General features: G+C 33.3%; 7 protein-coding genes and 1 tRNA gene. 4 read left to right on the forward strand and 4 right to left on the reverse strand.

Features of this window, described 5'->3' with window-relative positions; genetic code table 11:
• Window positions 1-58: 58 nt before the first annotated feature.
• Window positions 59-1,612 (forward strand): M28 family peptidase, encoded by a 1,554-nt coding sequence (locus tag DFQ03_RS00405; RefSeq protein WP_133671067.1) that lies wholly within the window; start codon window positions 59-61, stop codon window positions 1,610-1,612.
• 139 nt (window positions 1,613-1,751) lie between these two features.
• Here DFQ03_RS00405 and DFQ03_RS00410 read toward each other — a convergent pair.
• Window positions 1,752-1,827 (reverse strand) — tRNA-His (locus DFQ03_RS00410).
• 157 nt (window positions 1,828-1,984) lie between these two features.
• Here DFQ03_RS00410 and DFQ03_RS00415 point away from each other — a divergent pair.
• On the forward strand, window positions 1,985-4,033 hold the full coding sequence (locus DFQ03_RS00415; RefSeq protein ID WP_133671068.1) for a tetratricopeptide repeat-containing sensor histidine kinase: 2,049 nt from the start codon (window positions 1,985-1,987) through the stop codon (window positions 4,031-4,033).
• A gap of 229 nt (window positions 4,034-4,262) precedes the next feature.
• On the forward strand, window positions 4,263-6,353 hold the full coding sequence (locus DFQ03_RS00420) for a tetratricopeptide repeat-containing sensor histidine kinase (protein ID WP_243834379.1): 2,091 nt from the start codon (window positions 4,263-4,265) through the stop codon (window positions 6,351-6,353).
• Here the strand turns inward: DFQ03_RS00420 and bshB1 are convergent.
• A complete protein-coding gene (gene bshB1 / locus DFQ03_RS00425; protein ID WP_133671069.1) occupies window positions 6,350-7,066 on the reverse strand; it encodes a bacillithiol biosynthesis deacetylase BshB1 in 717 nt (238 codons plus the stop codon). The two genes, DFQ03_RS00420 and bshB1, sit on opposite strands and share 4 nt — an antisense overlap.
• A 25-nt stretch (window positions 7,067-7,091) precedes the next feature.
• Window positions 7,092-8,243, reverse strand: coding sequence for a trans-sulfuration enzyme family protein (locus DFQ03_RS00430; RefSeq protein WP_133671070.1), 1,152 nt, complete (start codon window positions 8,241-8,243; stop codon window positions 7,092-7,094).
• A 279-nt stretch (window positions 8,244-8,522) separates the two neighbouring features.
• Between DFQ03_RS00430 and DFQ03_RS00435 the strand changes: the two genes are divergently transcribed.
• On the forward strand, window positions 8,523-9,794 hold the full coding sequence (locus DFQ03_RS00435) for a M14 family metallopeptidase (RefSeq protein WP_133671071.1): 1,272 nt from the start codon (window positions 8,523-8,525) through the stop codon (window positions 9,792-9,794).
• Window positions 9,795-9,866: 72 nt separating this feature from the next.
• Here DFQ03_RS00435 and ccsA read toward each other — a convergent pair whose 3' ends face one another.
• The gene (ccsA, locus tag DFQ03_RS00440; RefSeq protein ID WP_133671072.1) at window positions 9,867-13,046 is read right to left on the reverse strand and encodes a cytochrome c biogenesis protein CcsA; all 3,180 of its coding nucleotides are present in this window, start codon (window positions 13,044-13,046) and stop codon (window positions 9,867-9,869) included.
• Window positions 13,047-13,136: the final 90 nt, after the last annotated feature.

Here is a 13,136-nt window from a genome sequence, read left to right on the forward strand (position 1 = left end):
CTACCTATTAAATCTAGATAAGATTTGATTATTTTTGAAAAAATCTGATTACTATAAAATGAAAAAAACACTATTTCTTTTGGTCGCTGGGGCCATGTCATGCAATTCTTCTCAAAAAACAGTTACCGATGTCGTAACAGAAGAAGCATCAACTGTTACATCTGAAATTTCATTTGCCGAAACTATTACAGAAGCAGAATTAAAAGATCATTTGTATATCTATGCCTCAGATGAATTCGAAGGAAGAGAAACCGGTCAACCAGGTCAAAAAAAGGCAGTAGCTTATTTGAAAGCCGAATATGAAAAATTAGGCATACCAGCAGCTAAAAAAGATGGTAACTATTTTCAAGAAGTCCCGTTAGAGGTAAGTAAACTTCCCATTGGTAAATTAACTGTTAATGGTACAGACTTTGCCGTTGGAGAACATGTATTAACCTTTTCCGCAGCCAACACTTTTACAGATGACATCGTATATGTTGCATATGGTATTGATGACGATAATTACTCAAACTACAATGAACTTGATGTTAAAGGTAAGATTGTTCTAATGAAATCTGGCGAACCAAAAAACGCTGATGGCACCTTTGTAATCTCTGGTACTGCCGAAACTTCTAACTGGAGTAATATGTCAGAGTCATTGACAAAGAGAGTTCAAATTGCTATGGATAAAGGCGCTATTGGTGTACTATATTACGATGCCGATAATTTCAGCAGATTTAAACGCAGATTTGAATCAATGAAAAAAAATAATAGTGGCAGAATGGAAGTAGTAGATAATAGTACCCCTGAATTCTACAATTTATTTATCGATCAAACTCTTGCTAAAAGCTTTTTATCAACTATTGATACAGATGATAAGCCACAAATTCTGAGTAAAAAATTACAATTGAGTTTTGAAAGTTCTAATGATAAAATTTCATCAGAAAATGTTGCTGCTATTTTAAAAGGATCAGAGAAGCCGAATGAGTATTTAGTAATTTCTTCGCATTTAGATCATATAGGTATCACTGGCAATGGTGAAATAAACAACGGTGCAGATGATGATGGTTCTGGTACTGTCGCACTATTAGAAATTGCAGAAGCATTTAAGAAGGCGGCAGATGAAGGTAACGGTCCTAAAAGATCCATTGTATTCTTACATGTTACCGGTGAAGAAAAAGGATTGTTAGGTTCTCAATATTACACCGATGTAGACCCAATTGTTCCACTTACGAATACTGTGGCAAATTTAAATATTGATATGATTGGTAGAATAGATCCAAAACGTGAAGGAAACAGAAACTATATCTATCTTATAGGTTCAGATAAATTGAGTTTAGAACTTCATAATCTTTCTGAAGAAGTAAATAAAAAATTCGCGAATATTGAATTGGATTATACCTATAATGATGAGAATGACCCAAATCGTTTCTACTATAGAAGTGACCATTATAACTTCGCTAAAAACAACATTCCTATCATATTTTATTTTAACGGTACTCACGCCGATTATCACAGACCAAGTGATACACCAGATAAAATAAACTACGACCTATTAGAAAATAGATCTAGATTAATTTTTCATACTGCTTGGGAAATTACTAATAGAGAGAATAAGTTAAAAGTAGACTAGTAATCAATTTCTTAAAATTTTTAAAAGCCTTGTAATCTCAATGTTTTACAAGGCTTTTTTATGCTTTATACCTAAAGTATGTAAATGGTCTAAAACAAAAAAGTCTTAGAAATGAATCTAAGACTTTTTATCTGCTTTTGGGTGGAAGACCGGGTTCGAACCGGCGACCCTCGGTACCACAAACCGATGCTCTAACCAGCTGAGCTACAACCACCATTTGTAAGCGAGTGCAAAGATAATTTTTTTAAACAGTTCTAACAAATAATAAATTAAAATTTGAAGAAAAATTTAATTTTGAGCGAAGTTTACTGTATTTATTTTTAACTTGTTGTTTTATTTAAAACAACCTACTAAGCACCCCTAACATTCATAATGCATTATATATCAAATTATAAACGTAATTTTTTACTCTTCGCATTGGTATGTTTTAGCTATTTTACCGCTTTAGCACAAAAGGACAGTGTTAAGTTTTATCATCAAAAAATTTCGCAATTAAATAATTCTCCTAATTTTTCTGAAAACTCACCAGAATATATTGACAATTTAAATCAGCTCTCTTATTATCAAAGATTAATTGAGCAAGATTCCATGTTAATAAACTCAGAGAGAGCACTTGAGCTTAGCAAGAAAAACAATTATAAACAAGGTGAACTCGAAGCATTAGCAAATCTTGCAACTTTATATCTGTATACAGGTCAAACAGATAAGTCAATTAATTTCTCATTAGAGACTATTAAAAATTCTGAATTAAGCAGTTTTCCTAAAACAGAAATGAAAATTTATAATATTCTTGGACAAGGATATTATTTCAAAAATGACTACCCTTCCACATATACTCATTTTTTGCATACTCTTGCTATAGCAGAAAAGCATAGTGATCAATTTCACTTGTTTCGAATGAACATGAATTTAGGCACTATATTTAGTCGACTAGATGATAATGACGAGGCTCTAAAATATTATGCTGTTGCCTTTAAACATGTTAAAAAATTAAATGACCCTACTAAAGAGGTTATGATGCTAAGTAATATGGCATTCTTAAACATTGAGTTAGGCAATTTAGAGCAAGCGAAAATTGAATTAGACCAGACATTCGCACTCTTTGAAAAATACAAGCATACCACTTGGTTAGCATGGACCTATTCTACCTTAGGCCTATACTATTTAAAACTAAATAATCATGAAAATGCTTTAATGAACTATCAAAAGGCTTATGACATGCATAATGACTTTAATGATGTAAAAGCCAAGGCTGATATTAAATATGGCCTATCAAGATCTTATTTAGGCCTAAATAATTTAGTAAAAGCTGAGGAAATTATAAATGAAAGCGTAGCGCTATATGCATCTTCTAATTATGATAAAGGTCTTGAAAAAGCATACAGAACACTATACGAAATAAACAAGCGTTTAGATAATGTAGCAGAATCCTTAAAATATCTTGAATTAACCGAAAAACTTTCTAACGATAATTTTAAGAAAAAGAATAGACGAAATTTAGTGATGCTTAATGCTAAATTGAATTTTGAAAAAGAAACTAAAAATTTAAAAGCTAAGAGTACATTGGCGTTAAATCAACAACGCAAATATGTAAAATTGTCTTTAGTTGCACTATTTACTTTAATGGTAATAGTATTTCTAATCTTGAAAGTCAATCAACGAGAAAAAATACTTAATAAAAAACTAGCTAAACAAGCAGAAGTATTAAATGATAACCAAAAAGCACTTACCCAAATAAATACCAATCAAGATCATCTATTTTCCGTTGTCGGTCATGACTTAAGAGGACCTATTAATTCACTAAATGAAATTCTAAAACTTTATATAGAAGATCCTGAAGGAAAAGTATATTTTGAAAAATTTGCTCCACAACTAAAGGAAGACCTTGAACAAGTTCAATTTACAATGGACAATCTATTACATTGGGGGAAAACACAAATGCAAGGTAGTACTATTAACATAAGAAGCATTTCTGTAAAGTATGAGTTAGATACCATATTACAATTGTATCGAAATGAGATAAACAAAAAATCTATAGTAATTAATAACCAAGTTGCTACTAACCATAAAGTATTTGCTGATCAACAGCAATTCAATATTATTTTTAGAAATTTAATAAACAACGCTATTAAATTTACTCCCAACGAGGGAATGATTACAATATCTACAGAAATAAAAGATAAAAATCTGGTGATACAAGTTACAGACACTGGTGTTGGTATGACCGAAGCCGATGTACTAAAACTTTTTAGCAATACCGAAAATTTCTCTAAATACGGTACAAATTTTGAAAAAGGAACCGGTCTGGGACTACGCTTAGTTAAAGCAATGGTTATAAAAAATAACGGAGAAATTATGGTAAATAGCCAACCAAACAAGGGCAGTCAATTTATAATACAACTGCCTTTTGATACAGTGTAAAATTAATATTGTTCTTTTAAAAAGAGCATAAGTAAGGTAAAAAAATCATTTGGTTATCTCTTTAAGCTAGATTGCTCAAATTCCGTTAATAATTCATTCTATATATTCCAAATTATCGACGAACTACATCTTTAGAACGTTAAAACACACAATAAAACGCATTTCACAACATTTATTCCCAATCACTAAACTTCTAAACTAATTTTAGAATCACATTTTAGTGATATTTATGAATATTAGAAAATTAAAGCATAATAAATGGTACAACCTTGTTAAAGGTTGCATGCTTATGTTCTTAATTTTAAATATCACAATAGATACCGTAACAGCTCAAAATTCCAATCGAGACACTATTTTAAGCGAAATTGAGCAAATTAAGAATTCGACCAATTTTAGCACTAAGGACACCCTTTACATAGACAATCTTCTAGCCTTAGCCAACGAGTATCGTTTTCTTAATCTAGATAGCTTAATGATTTTGAGTAAAAAAAGTCTAGATCTCAGTAAAAAAGCAGGTTATATTAATGGTGAAATTAGCTCTTACCATACTTTTGGCGGCTATTATTCAGATAAAGGAAAGATAGATCAAGCCATTGCATATTTTACGAAGGCATATAACCTTGCAGCCGAACATGAGCAAAATTTTTTAAAGGCTAGCACCTTAAATGATTTAGCAAAAGAGTACGGTTATAAAGGTGAATACTCCAAAGCTTTGAAATGGTATTTGTCTGCCATAGAGATTGCAGAAAAATATGATTATAAAAATATCATATCGATTGTAAACGACAATATTGCACATTTATATCTTGAACAAAAAGATTATGAACAAGCTATGGTATTTTTAAAAAGATCAAAGGCTATTCACGAACAAATTGGCAATCCTGTTTTTTTGGCAGAGACTCTTAGTAATATCGCCTCTACATATGCAGACATGAACGAATTAGATTATGCAATGTATAATATAAACATAAGCATAGCTACTTTTGAAAAAGAAAAAATATTAGAATGGCTAGCATACTGTTATGAAATAAAAGGGAAGATATATCTCAAAAAAAATAAAAATACTTGGGCTTTATACTGGTATAAACAAAGTGAATTACTTCATAAAGAAATAGAAGATGATCGTGGCAAAATAGATTTATTAAATGGCATGACCGAGGCTTATTTAAATCTTAAAAAAGACAGTATAGCTGAAGTATATGCTTTAAACGCATTTGACTTATCGAAAAAAATAGGTTTAAGAGCCGGAATAAAGAACAGCACACAAAAACTGGCTAAAATTTTCAAACAAAAAAAGGATTTTGAAAAATCGCTGTGGTATCATGAGATTTATCAGACAACATATGAGTCATTATCTGCAACAAGTAATGAAAAAGCATTGAACATGCTTAAAACGAGAGTGGCCTATGACCAGCAAAAGCAGCAATTAATTCTTGATAACGAAAAAGCCCTCGCAGAACAAAAGATATACATTTACATATTTATAGTTATACTATTCATTTTCGCGATTATCACCTTTCTTATTCATAGAAATGAACAAGAACAGAAAAGGTTAAATCTAGAGCTTCGTAATAACAAAACTGACTTAGAGGAAAAACAAGCTTATTTAAATGATTTAAACCAAACAAAGAATAAATTATTCTCTATTATCGGTCATGATTTAAGAGGACCAATAGGTGCATTTCAGGGACTTTTAAAATTATTCAAAGAAGGAGAAATGACCAAAGATGAATTCTTAAATTTTGTTCCGAAATTAAAAGTAGATATTGACACTATATCATTTACCCTTAACAACTTACTATCTTGGGGACAAACACAAATGAATGGATCAATCACCAGACATTCTGTAACTAATTTAGATTGTATTGTAGAGGAAAATATAGCACTTTTGTCTGAAATTGCCGAAGCCAAGAATATTACATTGGTTAATAGAATTGAACCTAATTGTCAAATTTGGTCAGACCCAAATCAAATAGATATTATAATTCGAAATCTTTTAAGCAATGCTTTGAAATTTACTCCTAATAACGGACAAATTATCATTGGTGCCATTCAAAAAATCAAAACTTGCGAGATATACGTGAAAGATAACGGAATGGGCATGAGCGAAGATATCATTAGCAAGTTATTCGAGAAAGATTCTAATCACACCACTTACGGTACTAATAACGAAAAAGGTACTGGACTCGGACTCTCGCTATGTAAAGAAATGGTCGAGAAAAATAATGGTAAAATATGGGTACATAGTGCCTTAGGTAAAGGGTCAAGCTTTTACTTTACCATACCAAGAATGCAAAAGAGATATAAAGAATCTGCTTAAATTAAATGGTCAAGAGAATCGACCGCTACCATTCTTTCGACAGTAAAGCCTTCTGCATAATCAACGCCTACCAATCTACCTAAATCTTTGGCTCTATAGTGTACACTTTCAATAAAAGTTTTACTACTAATTGGCGTTTCTGGTTCGTTACTTTTTGGATCATGAAACTGAGATGTATATGCTAAAATCGCATCGGTCTTAGCTTCAATATAATCACTGATATCTACTACAAAATCAGGTGTAATATTTTTCCATTGTATGTAATGATATACCAATTTAGGTCTCCATTCTTGCTGACTATCCTCTCCTATATTTGTTTCAATACGTCTTAATCCGCTTAAAAAACAAGCGTCGCTGACAAGCTTACTACCTTTACCGTGATCAATGTGTCTATCGTCAATAGCATTACACAAAACCGTATTTGGCTTGTATTTGCGAATCATTTTTATAATTTCTAGCTGGTGTTTCTCATCATTGATAAAAAATCCGTCTCTAAATCTTAAATTTTCTCGTACCGCTACGCCTAAAATTTTTCCTGCGTTAGCAGATTCTTTATCACGAATTTCCGCTGAGCCTCTCGTTCCTAATTCACCACGAGTTAAATCTATGATACCTACTTTTTTACCTAAAGCTATTTCCTTGGCTATGGTACCACCTGCTCCTAGTTCTGCATCATCAGGATGCGCTCCAAATACTAATATATCCAACTTCATTTTATCCTAATTGTAATTGATGCTATTATTTTATTTTCGCTATAGCTTGTAATATATCTTGCTTTAAATCTTCTACTTCTTCGATACCTACAGAAAAACGAATTAAACCGTCTGCTATACCTTGTTCTGCTCTAACTTCTGCACTCATTAATGCGTGAGATGTTTGTGTAGGTGATAAAACAGTACTCTCTACCCCTGCCAAACTCATTGAAGGTTTTATTAATTGTAATGCTTTCTGAAATTGAGACGAATTCAAATTTGAATTTAATTCAAAAGATAACATACCGCCGAAGCCTTTCATTTGTTTTTTAGCTATCTCATGATCTGAATGCGTTGGCAACCCTGGGTAATATACTTTCTCAATATCAGCCAAATCATTAAGAAAATGTGCCATAGCCAAGGCATTCTCATTCTGTGCTCGTACGCGAATACCCATGGTCTTCATACTTCTTTCCAATAGCCAAACGGTATAATCACTAAGGCTACCACCAAAATTTTTAGCTAGATGAAATATACGCTCCATATTTTCAGTAGTCGAAGCAACAGCACCTGCACATATGTCAGAATGACCACCCATATATTTCGTAGCACTATGTATAACCACATCAATACCAAAATCTATAGGATTCTGATTCACAGGACTTGCGAACGTATTATCAATCAAAGTAATGATTCCGTGTTTTTTTGCAATGGTGGCAACTGCTTGTAAGTCGGTAATGGTCAATAGCGGATTAGAAGGTGTTTCTATATAAATAACCTTTGTATTCTCTTTAATTTGTGCCTCAAAAGCATCTGCCTGCCACCCATTGGTAAAAGAATACTCGATTCCGTATTTAGAAAACTCTTCGTTTACTAAATTATATGTTCCTCCATATAAGGTCTGTTGTAAAACCACATGGTCCCCAGCTCTTAAAAAAGCCAATAATGAAGTACTTACAGCAGCCATACCACTACCAAATATAAGTGCAGATTCCGCATGCTCTAATGCTGCTACCTTCTTACAAAGTGCTTCTTGATTAGGTGTATTAAAATATCTAGGATACCTTTTTACGTCAACATCTTCGTAAGCATAAGATGTACTCATATATAATGGAGACACAGCCCCCTTATGTTGTTTATCTTCCAATTCACCAACGTGGGTACAAATGGTGTTCAAGCCTTTTTTCTTCGAATTCATGTACAAAATTTATAAAAAATAAAGGTAAGGAATTAGAATGTAAATGAATCTTACTCAACTTCACTGATACTCTAATTTTATAATCTCTATTTATGTCTTAAAATTAGTATGAACCTTTCAAAAACATCAATCTCACAAATACCTCAATAAAAGAATACATGTATTAAGAAATATGGAATACTTCATAAATTTTACCATTAAACGTAGAAACTTTTCATTTATAGTTGATAGATTTATAATACAAACTACCAAGCTTTCAAACTAACTTATATTCCAAACATGAAAAAAGCCTTTTATACAGCACTTCTAATAATATTCATAATTGCATGTAAAAACCAAAAACCCGCTGCTCAAGGGTATCAAGGTCAGGGAAAAAGTGCAGTTGTTTCTACCTTATCCAAACCAGTACAAAAACAATGGAAAGGCATTTGGACGTTTGATGATGAAACTACCTTCTTTAGCAATGATTTTGAAAGCGGAAGATTAAACGGAATAACAGCTGATGGAAACAATCACTACACAACCTTAATAACCGCTGAAAATACTCCGGTAAACGTGAGTCCGTGGTATGCGTTTAAAGTTTGGTCAAAAACGCCAAAAACTATCACTATTAAAATGACTTACCAAGATTCCAGAAGTAGGTATTTCCCTAAAATAAGTACTGATGGTAAAAATTTTACTCCTTTGGATAGTGCCAATTTTACAGGAATAAATAAAGGTACAGGCGATTTCGGCATAAAGGCAGTACCAGAGTTTGTCGAAATAAAAGTAAATATTAGCGAAAAGCATACATTCATTACCGCCCAAGAACTTTACGGATCCACAAGAGTAAAAAGCTGGATAGATTCTTTATCGTCCAAAGCCTTTATATCTACATATGAAATTGGAAAAAGTAGGGAAAAAAGAGCAATGAACTTAATTGCCGTTAGTACTGGTAATCACAAAAAGGCTGTAATGGTCATTTCTAGACAACACCCACCAGAAGTAACGGGGTTTCTTGCCATGAAATCTTTTATTGAGACCTTAAGCGGAGACTCACCAAAAGCTCAAAAATTTAGAGAAAACTATGATTTGTTTGTAGTACCGTTAATGAATCCTGATGGTGTAGATAACGGCAATTGGCGTCATAATATGGGTGGAATAGATTTGAACAGAGATTGGCAAGATTTTAATCAACCAGAAACGAGAAGTGTTAGAGACTTTTTAGTAAAAAAAGAATCTGAAGGTTATGAATTTGTCTTCGGTGCAGATTTTCACTCTACTTGGGACGATATCTACTACCCTATTGACACTACGATTACGGGAGAGAAAGGAAAAATTGTTTTTGACTGGATTAATAACATTACTAGTAGATTACCTCAAAAACACACTAATGTAAAGCCTTCTATAGATATTAAACCAACGATGGTATCACGCAATTATTTTTATGTAAATCACGATATGCCAGCCATTGTTTTTGAATTGGGTGATAATACACCGAGAGATTTCTTAAAGCTAAAAGGTCAAGTAGCAGCTGAAGAACTTATGGATTTACTTGATGGTCAAAGGTGAAGACATACAAGCCATTAAATAGAAAAGCATCATGAAAGTTCCATGAGGCTTTTCATTACTATGTTTTCTATCTTATTTACTATAGTTAGCCTTGTATCTCCAATAGCTAATTCCCCCTAACACTAGTACACCGGCAACCAAATAGTATATAAATGTGGGTGTTATTACTTGTGCGCCACTGGCATAACTATGTAGACCAACTAAGTAAAAGTTTACTCCGAAATAGGTCATCATTATACTACCGAAAGCAACGACGCTCATAAAGTTGAATGTCCATTTACCTCTTAATCCCGGTACTAATCTTGTGTGAATTACAAAAGCATAAATCATAATAGACACAAGTGCCCAAGTTTCTTTTGGATCCCAGCCCCAATAGCGACCCCAACTTTCATTGGCCCATTGTCCTCCTAAGAAGTTACCAATGGTAAGCATCACAAGTCCTGTGGTCAAAGCTAATTCATTGATTATGGTCAATTCTTTTATGTTGATTGCCATACGTTTCTTGTTCTTCTTAGTCGTCAAAATCATCAAAATCAATGAAACCAAACCTAAGATCATACCAACTGTTAGAGGTCCGTAACTGCCCACGATAACTGCAACGTGAATCATTAACCAGTAACTATCTAACACAGGCTGTAGGTTGGCTATAGAAGGATCTATCCAGCTTTGGTGTGCAATCCATAAGAGCATAGAAGTTACAAAGGCAGATGCGGCAAAAGTCATATCACTTTTACGCCCTAATGCCCAACCAATACCCATGGTTGCCCACGCCACGTACAAAATACTCTCATAAGCATTACTCCAAGGTGCATGCCCAGAAATATACCAACGCATGACCAAACCAGCAGTATGCCACAAGAATAAAAGCATAATAGTTCCTTTAAAGAAATATATTGCCACCCGCCAAATAGAACGATCTTTAAATATTTGGAATATTAAGGTGAAAAACATCAACAAACCAACAAGCGCATAAAACCGATACAACCTATTGAAAATGTTAAGTTTATTATAGATCACCTCAAGATCTACTTTCTGTTGAGAAGGCAAAACTTCACTACCATGATTAAGTTGATTTTGGTGAAATGCAGCCAATAGTTTATCTGCAGAAGCATAATCTCCGCTTTGTTGTGCTTTACCTAAGGTCATTAAATAATACGGCATTGCATTTTTTACAAAGTTAGAATACAGCGAATCTCTTATTTCATACTGACCTCCTCTATATTCTACCGCTGATATCCATTTATTATTTTCATCATCTAACAGCGGAAATATCTTAACGATGTCTTGCCCTAGAGCCTGATTCAATAAACTCAACCGAATATTCGCATCTTTAAAATCTTGTTGAAACTTATTCGGATTGGTTGTGGCTGTTGCCTCCCTTAAAAAAGGCTCTAATTTATATTGACCTTTAGAATCAAAGAAATCTGTGGCCTTTACATATTCCTGACCTGACGGAATTCCTATTACATTTCTAATACTATCGTTCTGTGATTTCTTATCTAAAGCTATGAACTCAGTATTATACCAAACCGCCGGATTCATCATCATAGAAAGTAAAATCTGGTCAGAATTATATTCTAAATAGGTATCTTTCAGGCTTAGCTTACGAAGTAGTTCTGATGAAAAGGTATTAATAGGCTTCATTCGACCACCTTCATCTTGTATGACCAGCTTACCAAATTTATCGGCATGCTCTTTACTGACCATACTAGACTCAAGCAAAGAATCTATTTGTGTTTTACTTGGTGCTTGTTGATGACCTTCTTCTGGCGTATGTTGTTCTTGTGCAAAAGATGAGAATGAAAATGCCATTAAAACAGCGATAACGCCAAACATTTTCTTCTTCTTGATTTTCAATTCATCTAAAGAATTAGCCAAGTCCTTGAAGCGAGTTTTACCAAAAAACATTATTCCCATTAATCCTATGTATAATAGAAAATAACCTATGTAGGTAATCCAAGTTCCCCAAAAATCATGGTTAACAGATAAAACAGTACCTTTTTCATCGGGATCAAAGCTCGATTGAAAAAAGCGATAACCCTGATGGTCTAAAACATGGTTCATAAAAATATCATAGTCAAAAGGTCTTTCATCTTCAATAGTTACTCTACTCATATATGAAGAATACCCTTTCTCGGTACCAGGGTATTTCTCGGCGATAAAATCATTCAACTTAATACCAAAGGGCAAGTCATATACTTTTGATCCGTATCTAATAGAAAAATTGAGTCCGCCAATAGTTACTTTTTCACTAAAATCAGAAGGTCCCTTATTACCTAATAACTTAATTTGTTTTGTTTCTCCGTTAGCAGTAACATCAAAAACTATAGCATCTTGATCGATTTTAGATTTCTCAGCATCAGGTATTTCAACAATACCATATGAACCTTGTGTAACAGAATCTGGAATAACAAACTGCATACCAGCGGTATTGTATAACGACCGAAGTTGTAAGGGTTGCAAACTATCTTTTACTAATAACCCTTGAAATTGGTCTGCCATACGCATAAAATTACCATCAAAAGGCGCGTGAATTTGATAAACCGAATCTGTGGTCATTATATTAATCGCTCCGTCGGTTTTGTTATTTAGAGCAAAAAGAACATTATGTATACTGGCTACCTTCCCATCTTCTAAATAGTGATCATGGCGTTCACCATCGCCCGCCTCTACAATCTTTAAAAACTTAGTCCCATTAGAATCTGGCAATAGACCCTGTTTAGCACCTTTAATAAATTCAACATAAGAAACTTCGAAATCTTCACCATTGAAATCAGCTTTCCATGGTAAATTAGATTTTATAGCTTCTGGAGTAACGATTAAATCATCTTCCAGTACTTTTCTTCGAGCTTCACCTTCAATTTCACCATCAACATAAACTGTTAGATATGTTTTATCAGAATAGAATACCTTTTCCGTTTTTCCTTCACGTATAGGCATCATACCTTCAAAACTTATATAACGTGTTACAAAAGCACCTATAATAATTAACACCCAAGACAAATGCAGAACCAATACAGGCCATTTCTCTAATCGTAGAAGACGGTATCTAGAGATGTTACCAAAAAAGTTAATAACAAAGAATACCATAATAACTTCGAACCACCAGGCATTATAGATCCAGATTCGTGCTGTCTCGGTACTGTACCAACTTTCAATAAAAGTACCGAATGCCATTGCGGTAGCAAAAACGATAAATAAGATGGACATTAAGCGTGTAGAAAAGAATATTTTTTTGAACATTTCCGTCATGGAAGATAGGAGTTGATTTTCAAGATGCAAAAATAAGGCCTTTTCACCATTTACGAATGACTTTTACAGCTTTAAAACTTCATTGAAACT

The sequence above is a fragment of the Maribacter caenipelagi genome (assembly GCF_004364175.1).
GTDB classification, from domain to species: domain Bacteria; phylum Bacteroidota; class Bacteroidia; order Flavobacteriales; family Flavobacteriaceae; genus Maribacter; species Maribacter caenipelagi.

Excerpts from the sequence above, each read along its gene's own strand:
- DFQ03_RS00435 (WP_133671071.1), top strand. The coding sequence starts at position 8,523 with ATGAAAAAAGCCTTTTATACAGCACTTCTAATAATATTCATAATTGCA.
- DFQ03_RS00415 (WP_133671068.1), top strand. The coding sequence starts at position 1,985 with ATGCATTATATATCAAATTATAAACGTAATTTTTTACTCTTCGCATTG.
- DFQ03_RS00420 (WP_243834379.1), top strand. The coding sequence starts at position 4,263 with ATGAATATTAGAAAATTAAAGCATAATAAATGGTACAACCTTGTTAAA.
- DFQ03_RS00405 (WP_133671067.1), top strand. The coding sequence starts at position 59 with ATGAAAAAAACACTATTTCTTTTGGTCGCTGGGGCCATGTCATGCAAT.
- ccsA (WP_133671072.1), bottom strand. The coding sequence starts at position 13,046 with ATGACGGAAATGTTCAAAAAAATATTCTTTTCTACACGCTTAATGTCC.
- bshB1 (WP_133671069.1), bottom strand. The coding sequence starts at position 7,066 with ATGAAGTTGGATATATTAGTATTTGGAGCGCATCCTGATGATGCAGAA.
- DFQ03_RS00430 (WP_133671070.1), bottom strand. The coding sequence starts at position 8,243 with ATGAATTCGAAGAAAAAAGGCTTGAACACCATTTGTACCCACGTTGGT.